The organism is Dehalogenimonas sp. NIT-SK1 (genome assembly GCF_055384165.1).
In genome coordinates this window covers 1,321,299-1,338,959 of the sequence record NZ_AP042352.1, presented here as the reverse complement: position 1 = coordinate 1,338,959, position 17,661 = coordinate 1,321,299, and the positions used below count along the sequence as shown (strand labels likewise).

Sequence of the window (17,661 nt, the reverse complement as noted above, 5' to 3'; positions counted from 1 at the left end):
GCACTGGTGAGAATCCGTAAGCGGACGAAGCCGCACCAAGAAGGCGCATGAAGCCGCATATGATGCCGAATGAAGCCGTACATAATCCCGCATGGCTCGGCTCATAGCGGCACGATGGCGCACGATGGCAAAATGCCGCGATTGACGTACGTAGCGCCCGATGTTCCCGTAACTATGAGCGGGTAGTGCTTACCTCTGGCGGGCACGTGTCCGGCGGCACGTTGGCTCACGGATGGCGGAATGTCGTATAACTTCTCTAATGTGACAAATCACTTTCAGAAAAAACGCTCTCCGCGGTAGTGTGAATATAAACCGGTAATATGCCATTAATTTCCAGCATAGCTACTCCCTACCCGTAAGAGCGTGAATTGAAACGTTCCGGGTACGATAGCGCACTATAGCTGGATGCAACATAAGGCGTACAAACCCAGCGAAGTTTTATATATAACCTGAGCTGTCACACCACTTCAAAACTATTGCAAAACTATTGCAAAACCTATAGAGCCTAGATTTTATTGATGTTTCGGTGTTCTGGTTTTCAAACTCTCCATGACAGATGCCTCGCACAATTTGATGGAGTGTTGGGCTTGAATTTTCCGCAGCTTCAAATCGAAATATCGCCGACGAACTGTTGACCAACTTACTTTTTGCCCAGTCTGTTTTTCATATTGGTTAGCAATCCGGACCCAACCGAGACCATGTTCTTCTCTCAATGAAAAGATAAGGTCGTCATTAGTGTTCAGTAGCGGGCGACCATTTATAATCTTCTTCATTAAGACCTCTAAGGGCTGGGTGTCCCAAGTCGAAAGACGTTGGTTTTCACCTGTTGAATCTCATGGACAGAACACAGTGGTATGGGGCTTATCAATATCACAATATTGAATTATAGCATTAAAATGGAAAACTGCATTTGTTTGTGAGAAGGTGAACCGTAATCTACCCCATAACCGTCTTGTAGAACTTGAGGTTGTCGGCGAAGTTAACGCTGCGGGTATAGCGCTGTACCATTTCCAGTGATTCCCATCTCCCCAGGTCTTTGATGGTTAATGTGTCCATTCCCGCTTTTCTAAGGATACAGGCAAAGGTTCGGCGAAAGGTATGGGGATTACAGGTAATACCGGTTTCTTCTTCCAGTCTCCGTAGCATAGCGGTTATGCCCCATTTGTTGATGCCCCAGATGTTGTCACCGGCAGAAGGAGCACATTCACTTAACCAGTCTTTAAGGTAATTCTCAGAGAGTTTACCGAAGGGAGCCAGGGCCTCTTTCTGTCCTTTACCCATGACCCTAACGGTACACTCATCCCAGTCAATGTGCTCTTGTCTTATTTCAACCAGTTCTGATAAGCGTAACCCAGACTCGGTAAAGAGGGCGATGATCGCCTTGTTACGATTCCCCTCAGCACGGTCAATTAGCTGTTTAACCTGTTCTGGAGTAAGGGCCGGTAGAATCAGCTTGGGTAAACGCGGTGCTTTCATTGATCCCATGGGATTGGGTATACCGGAAGTTTCCTTGCGCCAGTTGTAATAGGCGCGGATGACGCGGAAGTAGCCATGCCGGTTACCGGGGTTTTTGAACTGTAGTAAGAAGCGCTCAATATCACCTCTATTTGCCGTATCAAGGTCAATATACCGGGAGATGAAACGGAACTTCCTTTCATAACCGGCTATGGTATTAATGGTGACCCCTTCTACCGTTTTGGACTGGATGAAATTTTGAAAAGATTTTGCCAGTTCGGGGTAGGGAGGCTTCTCTATGCGTGCTTTGGTGACCATCTTCCTGATACTCTCTTGGCTTTCACGTTTAGAGACACTGTTTACACATGTTGAAGCTGAAAGCAAGTCTAAAGTGTCAATGAAATACGAAGGGAGCAAAGCTGCGCGGTGTGTCGGCCACACAGGGGCGCAAGAGCCTCAGGTGGTATGGTTGGGGGTGGTGAGTCGACAATGCGGGCACGTTGGCCACACGTTTAGACAGGGATGGATCTTATCGAATGAGCTAACGGATATTTCAGGCAACGTGTCGCACGATTAAAATCAACTCGATAAACCTGGCCTATTTGCCGCACGAATGGCCGGATTCTGTAAATAAGGAAAGCCCGTTTCCGGACTTGTTTACGATTATCTTTCTGGTGGCGGCGGGTAGATTTGAACTACCGACCAAGGGCTTATGAGTTGAGACGTCTGTAGATTAGGATTACTCACCAATACAAATAACTTCACATAATATAGGCACGGTAGTTCGAAATTGGGACTAACAAAAAATTCCTGTGTGGTGTTTGGTTACACCAATCCTACCGATTTGGCAAATAACGCTGCCTGCGTTCTATTAGAAACGCCTATCTTATTAAAGACATTGTGCACAGCTTTTTTAGCAACCATCTCTGTTCCATCCAGTATTTTGCCTATATCTTTGTTTGACGCTCCCTGACCTAAAGCAATCAAAACTCGCAGTTCACGAGAAGTTAATTGCGCTTTTAGCTCATCAGCTGGTGTCAAACCACGTGGATGCTCTGAGGAGTCGCTATCATTGGAAACTAAATTGGCATGAGATATCATTCTTAATGCTTTATGAAGTATATCTGATTGCCAAACACTACCACCCAGGGCTACCATTCTAACTGAAGTACAAATAAATTCTTTGGAACTATCTTTGGTAATAAAACCATCAGCATGGTAGTGCAGAGCTTCAGATGCATATAATTCACTTTCATAACCGGTTAGGAAGATTATTTTAGTTTCAGAATTCAAATTTTTTAATTCAAGGCTTATTTCAAATCCATCCTTGCCATCCAGTCGGATATCAAGTAAAACTAAGTCCGGTTTGGTTTTTATAAAATCATCATGCAACGATATCAGGTCTTTTCCATCAGATTCTCCGACTACCAGAATATCAGGCTCGTTAACAAATAAGGTTTTAATACCCCGGCGGGTTACTTCATGATCATCTACCAGAAAAACGCGGATTTCTTTCAGATTCTTTTCAATTTCTATTGGGTTGTTTGGAGCGGAAACTACTGTTGCTTTTTCTGAAATGTTCATTTGTATCCTATCCTCTTCTAAGCAATTCACTTAGGTGTTGGTATATAGATATTGATTGTCGTACCTTGGCCTTTAAAACTTTCAATCCTAAATGTTCCACCAATGATTTCCGTTCGCTGTTTCATAGATTCAAGGCCTCCCGGAATTCGCCTTTTATGCTCGGTTTGATAATTAAAACCAATACCATCATCACTTATAGTCATTTCCAAGTATTCAGGCTTGCATAATAGAGTTACTTTGATGTTGGTAGCTTGGGCATGGTTTTTGATATTTTGCAGGGCTTCATGGAACACTCTATATGTAGTTGTTTCTATATCATGAGGAATACTACAATCACATCGTTTATCAAATTCAATATTACATGATGTCGCCTCTTTTAGACGACTAAGTTCCGTTTCAATCTGGCGAACCAGGCCGAATTTGGTTAAAGTTTCAGGATAGATCTCCTTCATAATGTTTCTGCTTTCTTTGACAGCCTCTTTTAGAAACGATAAAGCTTCCTTGTATTGCAGTGTGTTCTGATTGCCAGATTCAACAGCATGTATAGCGGAGGATAAAGGCTGAATGATGCGATCATGGATTTCCAAGGATAACCATTCACGTTCTTTTTCCTGGGCGCTTACATAAGCATGTGCGAGCTGTTTAATCTTTCTTTTATCTTCTTTGATTTGTAACTCTGCATTTTTCCTTTCTGTAATATCAAAGCCTATGCCAATTACACCTTTGATTTCGCCGTTGTTACCACGTAAGGCATCAACATGGCATAGATGATATCTATTACCTGACATAGTAGCTTGTTCGAATGATGCTGACTTGCCTTTTAAGGCACCTCTTAGAGCTTTTACCATGGCGGATTTTTCATTGAACTGGCTGGAATATTCAAATACCGTTTTGCCAATCATATCTGAGGGATCTCTGCCAGTTGCTTTAAGTGCTGCTCCCGAAATTGATGTAAATCTCAGGTCGGTATCCATGGTCCAAAGACTACAGGGCATCTGGTTTAGTAATAATTGAAGTTTATCCTTGTTTTCGCGAAGCTCACTTTCGGTATTTTTTAAAGCTGAGATATTGATAAAAGATTCGCAAAGATATTCATGACCAGATATGGTTAATCTTTGTACACTCTTGATTATGGGAATTGAGTCTCTGTTAAGCGTTAAGAGAACTCTTTCGGAATTATCTATCTCAATCCCTTGGTCTAGTATCGGGCAATGACCTTCTTCTGAGGGACAAATGAAACAATGGCAGATGTTTCCTACGACATCTGCCATTGAAGCTTCAACCAGTTCAAGCGCTACCTTATTCATCCAACAAATCTCTCTAGATTCAGTATCTATCAAGCTAATACCTGTGGGAATGGCATCAAGGATAGCTAGTATTTGATTGTCTCTTTGGATATCTAGTCCATTCATCGTCTCAGTACAGTTATATATTTCCCTCTATGGGTTAGAGAGTACAACCCTGAAACATGGCTGTCAATAGCCCAGCAATGGAATAACTTTCGGTTTGAAACTTAAGATACGTTCAATAGTTATCTTTCCAAGTATCTTAACACTAAGAAAAATAATCCTTTCGAGCGATATGCAGCAGTTTTTTTGATGTTATGCTTTTTACGAATATTGAAAAGGTAGCAATAAAGTTTATGGTTTATAGAGATGTTGGAAACAGTGTTTGTTTGGTTCCCCACAAAAACAGTTCTTTGAGAAATAGGTCTATTTTTAAGTATTACCTCACCCACCCGGAAGCCAGGATTACAGATATTGCCAGGCGATACGGGCTTTCCAGTCAACGAACAGCTTTTATCATTCAAAGGCAAATGCGTGATGATGCGTTAAACGGAAGTATCGCTATTAAAACTATCTTGGAAAGGAGCGCTTTATGCAAATTGACCGCCGGGAAAGACCGGCTGGCGGCGGGAAAGGCTGCGGAAAGATTTTAGTTTTAAACACGAAAAGGAGCAAAATTGATGAGTAAGTTTCATTCCACAATGAGCAGAAGAGATTTTATGAAAGTGCTTGGGTTGTCTGGCGCCGGACTGGGCGCCGCTTCTCTGGTAGCACCTCAGTTTAATGACTTAGACGAGGTTTTGTCTGCAAGCACTGGAGAATGGAAGAGACCTTGGTATGTTAAACCTAGAGACACTCATAACCCAACAGTCGAAATAGACTGGGACCTATTACAACGATCCGACCAGAAAAAAGGCATGTATAGGCTGGATTCTTCTGGTGAGATTATGTACGGATATCGTTATGGATTATTGACTAGAAAGGGTGAAGGCAACGTCTCTGACAAACTTAATGAAAGCCATATGAAAAGATATTTCCCTGAGGGTAATGGCGATGATATGCGTACGGCGGCATTACGTAATTCTGTTAGTTATGGCCGAATTAATAGAAATGATGAAACTTATGCTGCACCTATTGCCGAACCCGGTGAATTAAAGAATATGCCAAAGTGGCAAGGAACGCCTGAGGAAAATTATCGACTGTTGCGAACAGCATTCCGCTTTTTTGGGGTAACTGATGTTGCGGTAGCCCCGGTTGACCCTAAAACAAAGAAATTAATTTGGGTTCGCGCGCGTCCTCGCTGGGAAGAAATGGTCTTTGAAGACACTGAACAAGCTTACAAAACTGAGGAAAAGATAGCTATACCCAATAATTGCGATAAAATGATTGTTTGGACAATTCTGCAGCCGTATCACGCTACTATACGCTTTGGCGATCTCAGCAGCGCCGCCGCAAGCCGAGCCTATCAACAAATTAGTGTTATCGAAGGTCAGATGCAGAATTTCCTTTGGGGACTCGGTTATCAAGGATTGCAAGGAGGTACTGGAGCTATTGGACCTTCGGCCGCCTGGGGAGTTATGTCTGGAGTAGCCGAGATGGGACGAGCATATTTCGTTATTACTTCACCTGAGCATGGTAACACTATCCGTGGCATGAATAGAATGCTAACAGATATGCCCTTACCACTTACTCCTCCAATTGATGCTGGTATAAGAGATTTCTGTTACTCATGCAAGAAGTGTGCCGATTATTGCCCTTCCGGGGCATTAGGGTTTGATGAAGAGCCGACATGGGATCCCCCCACGAAACCTCGAAGAGAATGGACCGATAATGAAGTCCAGGATATTGAAGTAGCTAATGACCTGCGCCAGCAGTATCAGTATTGGCCATGGAACCCCCGAGGTTTTAAAGGATGGTGGAGCGATGTACCCAATTGCATTATGTGTCGCAACTGTATGGGAGGATGCCCGTTTAGTAACCTTCATGATGCTGCAGTCCATGACTTGATAGTTGGTACAGCTTCAACAACCAAACTTTTTAACGGATTCTTCCGCGATATGGATGACATGTTTGGTTATGGTAACAAGAGATCTGATGAATTTTGGAATCTCGACTTGCCAAGTTTTGGGATTGATACTACCCGTGGTGCTAAGAATTATTAGAGAATGCTTATCTAATAAATTTACTCCATATCAGAGAATAGCACAAAATAAAAACTGTTGAAGTTGAAAAAAGACTGAAATAGTAAAGGTGGCCTTACCAAAAAAGCCACCTTTACTATTTTGTCAATACAATGTTTTATCTTACTTTTGTCCATATTCTTGAGTTAACACCACCATATGGGGTGTTGCTCTGTCGATGACCACCAATAGAACGGTTTTCTATTTGGAACTTCTGATACGTTCGATAGTTACGGTTCCAAGTAGCTTAATGCTGATAAAAATAATACTTTAGAGTGATGACAATATTATCCATGAGTTTAATAATGAATAGCTAAATACGCTCATTAGGAGGCAGAAGTATGAAAAAACATCATAGTACGATGAGTAGGCGAGATTTCATGAAAACATTGGGTTTAACAGGTGCCGGAGTCGGCGCTGCATCTTTGGTAGCCCCTTCATTCCATGATTTAGATGAAGCTGCGGCCGAAGCCAAAATTAATCCCCAGCCATGGTGGGTAAAAGAAGTTGAAAAACCAACAGTCGAATATGATTTATCAGAGACAGATCGATATGATTTTCCTGAAAGATCAACATACTATCATGAAGCAAAATATATCACCGAACATGATGGTAAAGATGGGGAAGTAGAACTGGAAAGACTTCAAGCGAAAAAAGAAGAAGTCGAAAATAGATGGTTTTCAAATAATGAACCAGGTAAGGACCATAAAGGGTGGGCCCTTGAGCAGGGTGCGACTTTTGGTTGGAGTCGGGATTTTCCTGAGTATTTTCTTGGTGACCCATTTGGTCCCAGTCCGGATGCTATTGGAGTATCAAAGTGGCAAGGCAGTCCAGAGGAAGCTAATCGCATAGTCACAGCAGCTTTGAAATTTTATGGAGCAAGTAAAGTAGCGTTTACCAAAATATTTGATGATACATACAAAAACTGGTTTTGGGATAGAGGTCGTGAAGCTGATAATCCGGATTTTTGGAAGAATGGTAGAACCTCAAATGGATTCAGAAATATTCGTTTTGAAGAAGTGGATAAACCATATCTTACCGATGATAAAAAGGTAATCCCAAACAAATTCAAAAATATTATTGTTTTCGAGATACCTCAAGCAGATATTCTCACACGTTTAGGGCCTGCCTCAAAACTGGAAGAAGGCCGAATGACAGCTCAAGTTGCCACAGCCCAAGCTTACTCGAATCTAGCAATTACTCAAAGACGATTTCAGAGATTCATGAAAGCATTAGGTTATGAGTGCTTAGGTGGTGGTACTGGTTCGCTTGCCCCAGTAACGCCTTGGGCAATTATTTCTGGTTTAGGTGAAATGAGTCGAATGAATCCATTACTAACCAATGAATGGGGAACCATGATACGAAGTACTGTAATTTTTGTCACCGACATGGAAATTGCGCCTACTAATCCGATTGATGCTGGTATGTGGCGGTTTTGTCATGATTGTGGTTTATGCGCTGATGCGTGTCCTTACGGAGCCTTGAGTCTGGAAAAAGAACCATCCTGGGAACCTGCTGGAGCCTACAATACGGGTGGAAAGAAAGTATTTTATATTAAGTATCACAATTGCTATAAGCATCGCGTATCTGCTGGTGGCTGTGATAACTGTATGTGCTCTTGTCCTTTTAGCCAGCAGGAGCACGCTTCAATACATGATTTTGTCAGAGGAGCTGCTTCAACCACCGGAATATTTAACAGTTTCTTTGTGAGTTTAACTGGTTTGTTTAAATATGAAGACCAAGGTGATGGAGAGTACTGGTGGGATCTAAATGCACCTTTTGGAGGTCTTGATACCACAACGGGTACCGCAAAACTCAAGTAATTGTGCAAGTATTGTTGTTCTATCCATTTCAATGAGCCGAGGGTATGTATCTTCGGCTCATTTATTATTTCCAAATAGACGTATTGGTCTCATTCATTAGTGAAGGTATCTTCAGTTCTGGTTCCTAAGTTACTTTTTAGGGTGTCTGAATGCTGAGATTGACTAGTACCTTAGGACGAAGGCAAAGACCGATTCAAATGATAGGGTATTAGGAAGAAATGGTAAAAAACTCCTCAGATAGGTTAGTTTCTTACGAGATAGCAATTGAGAATTGTGGAGGTAAATAGCAATGATCAAGCGCTTGCAATTGGCAAAACCCCTAGATGAAAGAAACTCTCAAATATACGAACTTTATCGAGCACATCCGAATACTACCTACTCAAGGCTTGCGAAAGCTTATGGCATCTCTAATACACGAGTTCGTTACTTGATAGAGAAACAGTTTCGTGATGAGGCGGCCAAAGACAAACAGGTATTTATGGAGTATGTCAAGAAAGGAGGTGTTAATGATTTCTGACATTTCGGAAAAACTGAGAGTGAACAAAAAGGAGGAGTATAATGTCTAAATTTCATTCTACTGTAAGCCGAAGAGAGTTTATGAAAGCTCTTGGTTTAGCTGGGGCAGGACTTGGTGCAGCATCATTGGTATCCACACAATTCCATGACTTTGATGAAATGACGTCGAGTATCCCCAAAGTACATGATTACCCATGGTATGTAAAAGAATTAGATTACGATACCACATCTGTAGAAATTGATTGGAGTAAAGCAACAAGATTTGATGCTCGACATGTTTTACAATGCGGTTGGCAAGGTTCAAAAGAATTGGATGCGTGGCTTGATCTTAGGGATGGTGCGGGGACTGCAGAACGAAGAAAAGCGGATAAAAATGCTCGAATTCAATCAGGTTTAGAAAATAAAGATCCTTGGTATGATTTGAGAGCAGCTGCCCTATCCAGTTCTCGTTGGAGTTACAGAGACGCTACTATGGGTTTCCTAGGGCCGAGTGTAAAAACACCAGAAGAAAGAGGCGTCACCAAATGGACTTGCACTCCTGAGGAAGCATCAATGATGGTTAAAGTTGCCGCAGTTTCATTCGGAGCTTCAGATGTTTCTATTATTGAACTTGATCCATCAACAAGTCGAAATATGATTTTTAGCCATGAGTTTCATGATGGAAAGGTCTATAGCTTTGAAGACGTCGACGAAGCTTATGAAACTGGGGACCTATCTGGTGTAAGTGCGCCTTTAGAAGGAAAAAGAGTAATTCCAGAAAAATGCAGATGGGTTGTGCAATATTGCTTTGATGAAGCCGAGGAGTGGCTTGGAAGATTTGGTTATGAAGGTGGGATGCGATATTCATCGGGACAGCATGTTCAACCAAGAATACAGTCCTTTCTAAAAAATCTTGGATACCAAGCAATTGGCCCAAATAGGTATACAAACAATCTGTCAGAAAATATTGGAATGTCAATTCTTGGAGGGGGATTCGAGCTCGGTCGAAATAACTTAAGTATATCCCCGCTATTTGGGGGAATCGTCGGCCAATGTTCTAGTATTATTACTGATTTACCCATGGCTCCTACCAAACCTATAGATGCCGGTATCCGCCGATTTTGCTATGATTGTTTCAAATGTGCAGAAAATTGCCCCGGAGGTGCATTGAGTCGTAATGGTAATCCTTCGAACGATATAGTTAAAGAACCCACATGGGAGGGAGTTGCTCCTTCACATCGCTGGCAAGACCGTTTAGCCTTTGAAGATTTAACTCCAAAAATATTTAGACAAGAAAGAGGTAAAAACAAACAACCCTTCTACAAGCATTGGTGGTATTCTGTACCGGATTGTTATCCTGGTATATATGATATGTGCGGTAGTTGGGGATGTGGTGTTGTTTGCCCATTCTCAAGTGGAAATAAGGCCAATATCCATGAGTTAGTCAAATTCACAGCCTCAGTGACGCCACTATTTAATGGTTTTTTCCGTCAGATGGATGATTTATTCTATACATCTGAAGGAAGAATCCATAGAGAACCCGAAAAACTAGAAGATTTTTGGAGGGGTGAAGTATCAATATACAGACACGGTGCAGACTCCTCCATTAAAGGTGTAAGCGCCTAATCAATTCTGATTAATTATCTATGGATAGAATGATATCTTTTTGGAGGTCTTGATACTAAAACGGTACAGCAAAAATCAAATAACTAGGTAAATAATGTTTGTTCATCTATAGCAATAAGCCGAGGATATGTTCCTTTGGCTTATTGCTTATTGTTTGCAATGGTGTACTCCATAGGTTTCAGTTTACGTATTTAATATTTTTAACGAAGTGAATTGATCTCATTCATTTGTGAGGGTATCTTCAGTGCTGGTTCCTAAGTTACTTTTTCGGGTATCTGAATGCTTATATTGCTTAGTACTTTAGGACGAAGGCAAAGACGGATTCAAATGATAGGATATTAGCAATAAAAGGTAAAAAACTCTCCAGATAGCTTATTTTATTACAAGATATCAATTGGAAGCTATTGAGGTAAATAGCATTGATCAAGAGCATGCAATTGGTAATACCCCTAGACAAAAGAAACTCCCAAATATACGAACTTTATCGAGCACATCCGAATACTACCTATTCAGGGCTTGCGAAAGCTTATGGCATCTCGAATACACGAATTCGTTACTTGATAGAGAAACAGTTTCGTGATGAGGCGGTCAAAGACAAACAGGTATTTATGGAGTATGTCAAGAAAGGAGGTGTTAATGATTTCTGACATTTCGGAAAAACTGATAGTGAACAAAAAGGAGGAGTGTAATGACTAAATTTCATTCTACTGTAAGCCGAAGAGATTTCATGAAAGGACTTGGTTTAGCCGGTGTTGGGTTTGGTGCCTTTGCAGGAACAATGCCAGTTTTTCATGACCTTGATGAATTGAACTCATCAGTATATAACGGTGGACGCAAGCTGCCATGGTGGATAAAACAAAGAGATCACTTCAATCCAACTGTAGAAGTAGATTGGGATTTAAAGACTCGTTATGATGGAGGAAGTCCAGTATTAACGGCAGAAGAAACCCAAGAATTGCTTGTTAATCGAACCACACTTATTTATGAAGGTATTCGTGATAATAAGCCAGGTGATAGTCTTAAAGATCATGCCCTAATGAATGGTTCGAAAATCATGATGTCTAGTCCTCCATATTCAGGAACACCCGAACAAACCTACTATGGAACTAATGGTCCTTGGATTAGGGACGTTGAAATTGATGGAAATATTATTGATCATACCAAAGCTGCACGGGGCGTTAGCAGGTCAATGTTAAATTTACCTCGGTACGAAGGAACTCCCGAAGAAAACTTGAATATGCTAACGATAATGGCTAATTTTTTTGGATCCCCACATGTTGGTGCTCTTGAAATTACAGAAAAAACCAAAAAAGTGTTTAGCCTATATAGTGGAGGGCGTGAAGTTGTATGGGACGAAGATCTAGGAATAACAGCTGACCAAATGTATGCTGATGATAACTATTTAGTGATTCCGAGATCCTTGAGGTACGCGATCGTAATGATGATTCCACAATCTGGGGTTTCAAGACACGAGTTAACTGTATTGGGGAAGGTTGGAACGCGACAAGGTTATTCTGATGAATCAATAATGCGTGCGAGAATGGAAGCCGCCATCACTACCCTGGGCTATAAGGTTGGTGTAGGTGCGCCAGCGAGTAATCCAGGAATGGGTATCTTGTCAGGTTTAGGAGAACTAGGCAGAACAGATTATATGATTTCGCCCAGTCATGGAGCCTTTGTTAGATATTCAACCTTTGTCTTGACTGATTTACCTCTTGCACCTACTCCACCGATTGATTTTGGTATGTGGGAATTCTGTCATACATGTAAAAAATGTGCTGAAGTCTGTCCGTCAGCTGCATTATCGTTTGAAGATGAACCGTTTTGGGAAGTGACCGGACCTTGGAATGGCACTGGGAACAAATCCTGGCATATACGATATGATCTGTGCTTACCATGGCGAGGATTCCCTGGGGGGACAACAGCTGGCGGTTGCGGTGTTTGCCAAGGTGCTTGTGTGTTTTCCAAACTTGATGAAGCTAATATTCATATCCTTGTTAAACAGGTAGCTTCAACAACTGGAATATTGAATGGTTTCTTCCGAAATATGGATGACTTTATGGGTTACGGTAAAACCCTGGATCCTGAAGACTTTTGGAACGTTAATAATCTTGATAAGTATCCATTTGGAGGAGTTGGGGCTACCTCATAAAATATCAAGTTCACTCGGAAAAAATCGACGAAACTTACTGAATGAAAATGGCAGGAAGGACAAAATCCTTCCTGCCATGAACTTGTTCATTTAGTCTTTGTTTAAATACGTTGTTGGACGGAGGCAAATTTAACAGTAGATAATCATAACTGCAAAAAATCATCTCACAAGTGCTAATTCTCTAATGAAACTGCATAAATTTCTGATTACGTTCTCTTTAATAAGCCTAATCGGTGCTTGGATCTATGGCCAAGTTAATTATGGTATGTCTGATTACGATTCATTTATGGATGAATTTGTGCCTGAAGCAAGTTCCTTTGTCTTTTTGCAATCAGATGACAATGCTAGTCTGTATGTAGCAAATGATGATAGTGGTATTGAGATAGCTTATATAACTGTAGCTGAAAGCCCTGGCTATGGTGGACCGATGACGGTAATGGTAAATTGGACACTCAGCGGAACTATAAAGGATATAGTTGTTCCTGAACATAATGAAGATTTACCATGGTGGCGTTCTCTAATTATAAGAGAATACTTTGACCAATATATTGGTCGTAGTTTTGTTGAGCCTTTACGTATTAGTGAAGATATAGACGCCGTTGGTGGGGCCACTGTATCATCCAATGGGGTGGCGATGGGAGTTCGTTTTGGACGAGGTGCTATTGCAACTTATTTAGATGAGCCTTTTGTTGAACCAGATGAGCCTATCAAATTTGGAATTGCTGAAATACTTGTCGTATTAGGTATTCTATCAATTGTACTTATCCGGAATTTTGGTAAGTTAAGTGAGAAAAGTTGGATCCGAAAAGCTACCATGGCCTATGGTCTGATAGTCTTAGGCATCTGGCTGTCCATACCACTCAGTCTGACCAATATTGCCTCCTGGCTGGTCGGTTATTCGCCACACCTGGAAACCTTTGTCATCATCTATATCATCGTTTTCAGCGTTCTGGGGCTGGCGGTGTTGCTGGGGAAGAATTACTATTGCTTCTGGCTTTGTCCTTATGTGGCTGTGCAGGAATTTATTCATGCTGTTTTCCGAATCAGGGTTCAGCCTGATGTAAAATGGTTCAAGTTATTTCGGAATACCCGTTATGTGCTTTTATTTTTAGCCCTTTTGCTGGTACTGGCCCTGAAAAATCCGTCGGTGTCTGTTTTTGAACCATGGAATGTGCTTTTCAGCTTTAAAGGCACTACCGACCAGTGGGTTTTGATGTTTTTCGCCCTGGCCGGTGCCGCTTTTGTCTATAATTTCTGGTGTCACTACCTATGCCCGGTAGGCGCCGTAATGGATATTATCCTTAAGGTTCGTCGGGGGTTTATTGATCTATGGTCCAAAAAAAGGAAACCGGTAAGCCGCGTCACGCCGCCAACATCTTTGTAGGTTTGTTGGTTGGTACTGCCGTAGTGATGGTAATTATTGTCATTGTCAATAAGGCATTGCAAGTTATTGGTTAAAATTCCGGGCTACACTTCGATAGTGATCTTGTTGAAGCAATATCGTGTGCTGAACTAGTGGTTTGTATCTAAAGATACCTAACATAGGTATCAGAATGCTTATTAAAAATAGTGCTTAAGTATGATTTCAGTATTAATTATAAGATGTATGATTTTTGAAAAGAAAGGAGGTATGGATAAATAATGCCTTTCGAAAGAAAACGAAGGCGATGGGAAAGACGGTAAAAACTGACAATTAAGGAGGAGTGTAATGACTAAATTTCATTCAACAATCAGCCGAAGAGATTTCATGAAAACCTTGGGTTTAACAGGTGCCGGAGTCGGCGCTGCATCTCTATTAGCTCCATCATTCCATGATTTTGATGAGATGGTATCCGGAACCCCCAAAGTACATGAATGGCCTTGGTGGGTAAATGAGTTAGATTACGATACTACAACTGTAGAGATCGATTGGAGTAAAGCTACTCGATTTGATTACCGACATATCAATCAATGTGGATGGCAGGGTAGGAAAGAAGGTGAGGCCTGGATTGACTTAAGGGATGGTGCCGGTACGGCAGAAAGATTGTACGCCGAAAATGCCGCACGTAGAGAACAAGGTTTGAAATCAGGTGATCCTTTCTATGACTTAAGAAATAGAGCCCTAACCGGCGTCCTTTTTTCACCTGGCCTGGGATACAATGCTTATTCTCCAGATGGGTTCATAGGACCGCAGGTTGGTACGCCCGAAGACTTGGGTGTTGCGAAGTGGAGTGGAACACCTGAGGAAGCGGCAATAATGTTGCGACAAGTCTGTATTTTATTGGGGGCTTCGGACATCTCCATCGTCGAATTAAATCCAGCAACTAGTCGTAATATGATTGTGAGCCATGAATTCTATGATGGTAAGCCGTATGTCTTTGAGGACGTAGACCAAGCATATTACACTGGAACTGTTTTAAACACTCGGTCACCAAATAATGATGGAAAGAGGGTTATTCCTAATAAATGCCGATGGGTTATCCAGTTCAATTTCGATGAAAACCACAAGTGGCTTGGTAGGTTCGCTGAAGAAGGAGGATTGCGTTATCCCGAAGGTAGACAGGTTCAATTAAGAATCCAAGCTTTCTTACATGGACTTGGATATCAAGCAATTGGGCCCCTAGACTATACAAACAATATGACCGAAAACGTTGGTATGGCCATTTTAGGCGGAACCGCTGAACTTGGGCGCCTTAATTTGGCAATTTCACCCAGATTCGGCGCTGTTCATGGCGAGTGTTCCAGCATAATTACCGATTTACCGCTAGCTCCAACTAAGCCCATTGATGCTGGTATTCATAGATTCTGTCACACATGTATGAAGTGTGCTGAAATATGTCCCAGTGGAGCTTTGAGTCGTCAAGGTGATCCGACTGCTCCTATAGTGAAAGAGCCTACCTGGGAACCCATCGGACCTTGGATGCGTTGGCCGGACCGAACTAGCTTTGAAGCAAAAACACCTGGAGTGTTCAGGCAGGAAGCTGGCATTAATAAACAACCATTCTACAAACATTGGTGGTATTCAATGCCGGATTGCCGTCCGCAGTATGACATATGTGGCACTTGGGGATGTGGTGTGGCCTGTCCTTTCAAAGGCAAAGGTGAGGCTGGTGTACATGAATTTGTTATGACTACTGCTAGGTATACACCAATGTTCAATGGTTTCTTTAGAAACATGGATGACTTTATGGGTTATGGTCTTGAGAAGATGAAGGAACCGGACTACATCAACGCGTTCTGGGAAGGAAAGCATGAACTACCAAGGTTTGGCACCGAAACTTCGATGACTTGGCGATAAACATAGATAAATATTAATTCAATAAATATAAGGGGGGGCAAAGTCCCCCCTTATATTTCAATTGAAGGAAGTCAATTCTAACCTGCTGGAATGGGCGGATAAAAGACAGTGGCTGAGAGGTTTAAGAAGCAATCTTTTATTGGTAATTATATTTTTATTAAATTCAGATAATTGTATAAGTATTGTTGTTCTATCCATATCAATAAACCGAGGATATATTTTCTCGGCTTATTGATCATTTATTTTTGATGGCGTTAATCAACTATCAATTCAGCATAGCCACGGTGGGTGTGCAATGATTCAAGGTCATCTTCATTACTTAAACCCCACATTATGCGGTTAATTCCTTGACTGAAAATGTGGTCATATGGATCAGTAGTATCAAGTTTTCGTTTGAATTCGATGCAGGTATTGCCACTTGATTCAGAACCGCCAAAGCTGAGGATGTCATCACTACCTTGAAGAGATGTGTCTAGTGGATGTGGACCAAGAGGGCCAGTATTCCACAAATCATAGACATAAACTTGGCCATTTTCCACAAGTCCTAGAATCATATCTGTATTAGATTTTTGGTTATTCGAGTTTCCTGGAGCGAGGCCAATTGACACCCAACCATTAGCTTTTGCTGATAATCCGATGTAGATATACAGGTCATCTGTTGACCAATAAATGTTCATAATGTCTTGGCAAACAAGGTTGTTATCATATTCTTCATCACTGATAATACCATCTGGGGTCCAAATAACGATCGGAACAGTTGTGGTTGGTGGAGTAGTAGTGGTGGGTGGTGAGCTTATGGTAGTCAATGGATGATTGGTAGTTGTTGGGGGATGGGTTGAAGTAGGACCGGTAGGTTGGTTGTTGTTATCAGAAGAGTCACTGCAAGCAATTTGAGGAAAAGGTAGAAGCAACAAAAGCATAAGTAAAAATACCTTGGGCATTTGTTGATTATTCATAAAATACATAATATATCAATTGCATAGGCATTTTGCTAATTAGATTTTGGGATTTCAGATATCAAACAAAAATTGATAACCATATATTCGTAGACATATTTTAGTTGATAGTCCTTATATAGTATAAGGAAGAGTTTTCTACAGTCTTAATATTGATGCTGGTAACGAAGAATTGATGATTGGGTCATGTAATTGCAGAGGGTATTCTTAACCATCACAATCTGGTATTACGATACCATCCGAGATTTCTATAAATCCGTTTTTTGATCCTTGGCAAATACCAGTTACTTCCGCAGAAACATCAATGTCGGCTCCTGCAGGTATCGAACTAACGATTACCTTGATGTTATCAAAAAACAAATATTGCCCTTCATATCCTGTTATGGAAGCAACAAAGTTGATTTTTTGCCCGATATAATTAGACAGGTTAGAATTCAGTTGTTCTGTCAAGACATATGTTGAGTAATCCGATTCAGTTTGGATTGGAATCTCGTTTGATGTCGGGTCCAACTCTGCTCCTTGATTATCTGAACAACCAGTCATTAACACACTCAGGCAAAATATAAAACCCAATAAATATCTATACTTCATTTTTTCACCTTTTTTCGATTGTTGGAATTAAAACGATTATAATCTGAATATTTACAAATTATCATAGCTTATTGTATTTTCGATGTCTATAAACTGTAAACATTTGATGATAATGGGATTGTAATCATTTTCTAAAACCTTTTTCGCCGTGTATTCATCACGCAATTGAGGTTAAGTTGAAATAGCACGATTGCTGAATACCACATTACTGCTCCAGTGTGAAGCGGCATTTTCGA

14 protein-coding genes are annotated in these 17,661 nt (G+C 41.2%); 8 read left to right on the top strand and 6 right to left on the bottom strand.

Annotated features, from left to right (window positions below; translation table 11 throughout):
- Positions 1-512: 512 nt before the first annotated feature.
- From ACZ48S_RS06950 to ACZ48S_RS06935, 4 genes are all read right to left on the bottom strand, one after another.
- Positions 513-773: a hypothetical protein gene (locus ACZ48S_RS06950; protein WP_464212024.1), complete on the bottom strand. Its 261-nt coding sequence runs from the start codon at positions 771-773 to the stop codon at positions 513-515.
- Positions 774-936: 163 nt separating this feature from the next.
- Positions 937-1,773, bottom strand: coding sequence for a tyrosine-type recombinase/integrase (locus ACZ48S_RS06945; RefSeq protein WP_464211981.1), 837 nt, complete (start codon positions 1,771-1,773; stop codon positions 937-939).
- A gap of 507 nt (positions 1,774-2,280) precedes the next feature.
- Positions 2,281-3,039 carry a response regulator transcription factor gene (locus ACZ48S_RS06940; RefSeq protein WP_464212022.1) on the bottom strand — a complete coding sequence of 253 codons (759 nt, stop codon included), beginning with the start codon at positions 3,037-3,039 and terminating at the stop codon, positions 2,281-2,283.
- Positions 3,040-3,065: 26 nt separating this feature from the next.
- A complete protein-coding gene (locus tag ACZ48S_RS06935) occupies positions 3,066-4,451 on the bottom strand; it encodes a PAS domain-containing sensor histidine kinase (protein ID WP_464212020.1) in 1,386 nt (461 codons plus the stop codon).
- 191 nt (positions 4,452-4,642) lie between these two features.
- On the opposite strand from ACZ48S_RS06935, the gene ACZ48S_RS06930 reads away from it, so the two are divergent.
- The 8 genes from ACZ48S_RS06930 (at position 4,643) to ACZ48S_RS06895 (ending at position 15,878) form a co-directional block, all read left to right on the top strand.
- Complete coding sequence (locus ACZ48S_RS06930; RefSeq protein ID WP_464212018.1) at positions 4,643-4,978, top strand: hypothetical protein; 336 nt, start codon at positions 4,643-4,645, stop codon at positions 4,976-4,978.
- Positions 4,979-5,005: 27 nt separating this feature from the next.
- Positions 5,006-6,487 (top strand): reductive dehalogenase, encoded by a 1,482-nt coding sequence (locus tag ACZ48S_RS06925; protein WP_464212015.1) that lies wholly within the window; start codon positions 5,006-5,008, stop codon positions 6,485-6,487.
- A gap of 359 nt (positions 6,488-6,846) precedes the next feature.
- Positions 6,847-8,328 carry a reductive dehalogenase gene (locus ACZ48S_RS06920; RefSeq protein WP_464212013.1) on the top strand — a complete coding sequence of 494 codons (1,482 nt, stop codon included), beginning with the start codon at positions 6,847-6,849 and terminating at the stop codon, positions 8,326-8,328.
- A 289-nt stretch (positions 8,329-8,617) separates the two neighbouring features.
- Positions 8,618-8,845, top strand: coding sequence for a hypothetical protein (locus tag ACZ48S_RS06915; protein ID WP_464212011.1), 228 nt, complete (start codon positions 8,618-8,620; stop codon positions 8,843-8,845).
- A gap of 41 nt (positions 8,846-8,886) precedes the next feature.
- Positions 8,887-10,449, top strand: a complete 1,563-nt coding sequence (locus tag ACZ48S_RS06910) for a reductive dehalogenase (RefSeq protein ID WP_464212009.1) — start codon at positions 8,887-8,889, stop codon at positions 10,447-10,449.
- A 688-nt stretch (positions 10,450-11,137) separates the two neighbouring features.
- Complete coding sequence (locus ACZ48S_RS06905) at positions 11,138-12,601, top strand: reductive dehalogenase (protein WP_464212007.1); 1,464 nt, start codon at positions 11,138-11,140, stop codon at positions 12,599-12,601.
- A 184-nt stretch (positions 12,602-12,785) separates the two neighbouring features.
- Positions 12,786-13,985, top strand: coding sequence for an FMN-binding protein (locus ACZ48S_RS06900; protein ID WP_464212005.1), 1,200 nt, complete (start codon positions 12,786-12,788; stop codon positions 13,983-13,985).
- 324 nt (positions 13,986-14,309) lie between these two features.
- Positions 14,310-15,878 carry a reductive dehalogenase gene (locus ACZ48S_RS06895; RefSeq protein ID WP_464212003.1) on the top strand — a complete coding sequence of 523 codons (1,569 nt, stop codon included), beginning with the start codon at positions 14,310-14,312 and terminating at the stop codon, positions 15,876-15,878.
- Between the two features lie 254 nt (positions 15,879-16,132).
- Here ACZ48S_RS06895 and ACZ48S_RS06890 read toward each other — a convergent pair whose 3' ends face one another.
- Both ACZ48S_RS06890 and ACZ48S_RS06885 read right to left on the bottom strand, forming a co-directional pair.
- The gene (locus ACZ48S_RS06890) at positions 16,133-16,834 is read right to left on the bottom strand and encodes a DOMON domain-containing protein (RefSeq protein WP_464212001.1); all 702 of its coding nucleotides are present in this window, start codon (positions 16,832-16,834) and stop codon (positions 16,133-16,135) included.
- Positions 16,835-17,041: 207 nt separating this feature from the next.
- Positions 17,042-17,425: a hypothetical protein gene (locus ACZ48S_RS06885; protein WP_464211999.1), complete on the bottom strand. Its 384-nt coding sequence runs from the start codon at positions 17,423-17,425 to the stop codon at positions 17,042-17,044.
- Between the last annotated feature and the right edge of the window lie 236 nt (positions 17,426-17,661).

Bases quoted from the DNA above. Each gene is read 5' to 3' on its own strand.
- ACZ48S_RS06950 (WP_464212024.1), bottom strand. From the start codon at position 773: ATGAAGAAGATTATAAATGGTCGCCCGCTACTGAACACTAATGACGAC.
- ACZ48S_RS06945 (WP_464211981.1), bottom strand. From the start codon at position 1,773: ATGGTCACCAAAGCACGCATAGAGAAGCCTCCCTACCCCGAACTGGCA.
- ACZ48S_RS06940 (WP_464212022.1), bottom strand. From the start codon at position 3,039: ATGAACATTTCAGAAAAAGCAACAGTAGTTTCCGCTCCAAACAACCCA.
- ACZ48S_RS06935 (WP_464212020.1), bottom strand. From the start codon at position 4,451: ATGAATGGACTAGATATCCAAAGAGACAATCAAATACTAGCTATCCTT.
- ACZ48S_RS06930 (WP_464212018.1), top strand. From the start codon at position 4,643: ATGCTTTTTACGAATATTGAAAAGGTAGCAATAAAGTTTATGGTTTAT.
- ACZ48S_RS06925 (WP_464212015.1), top strand. From the start codon at position 5,006: ATGAGTAAGTTTCATTCCACAATGAGCAGAAGAGATTTTATGAAAGTG.
- ACZ48S_RS06920 (WP_464212013.1), top strand. From the start codon at position 6,847: ATGAAAAAACATCATAGTACGATGAGTAGGCGAGATTTCATGAAAACA.
- ACZ48S_RS06915 (WP_464212011.1), top strand. From the start codon at position 8,618: ATGATCAAGCGCTTGCAATTGGCAAAACCCCTAGATGAAAGAAACTCT.
- ACZ48S_RS06910 (WP_464212009.1), top strand. From the start codon at position 8,887: ATGTCTAAATTTCATTCTACTGTAAGCCGAAGAGAGTTTATGAAAGCT.
- ACZ48S_RS06905 (WP_464212007.1), top strand. From the start codon at position 11,138: ATGACTAAATTTCATTCTACTGTAAGCCGAAGAGATTTCATGAAAGGA.
- ACZ48S_RS06900 (WP_464212005.1), top strand. From the start codon at position 12,786: ATGAAACTGCATAAATTTCTGATTACGTTCTCTTTAATAAGCCTAATC.
- ACZ48S_RS06895 (WP_464212003.1), top strand. From the start codon at position 14,310: ATGACTAAATTTCATTCAACAATCAGCCGAAGAGATTTCATGAAAACC.
- ACZ48S_RS06890 (WP_464212001.1), bottom strand. From the start codon at position 16,834: ATGAATAATCAACAAATGCCCAAGGTATTTTTACTTATGCTTTTGTTG.
- ACZ48S_RS06885 (WP_464211999.1), bottom strand. From the start codon at position 17,425: ATGAAGTATAGATATTTATTGGGTTTTATATTTTGCCTGAGTGTGTTA.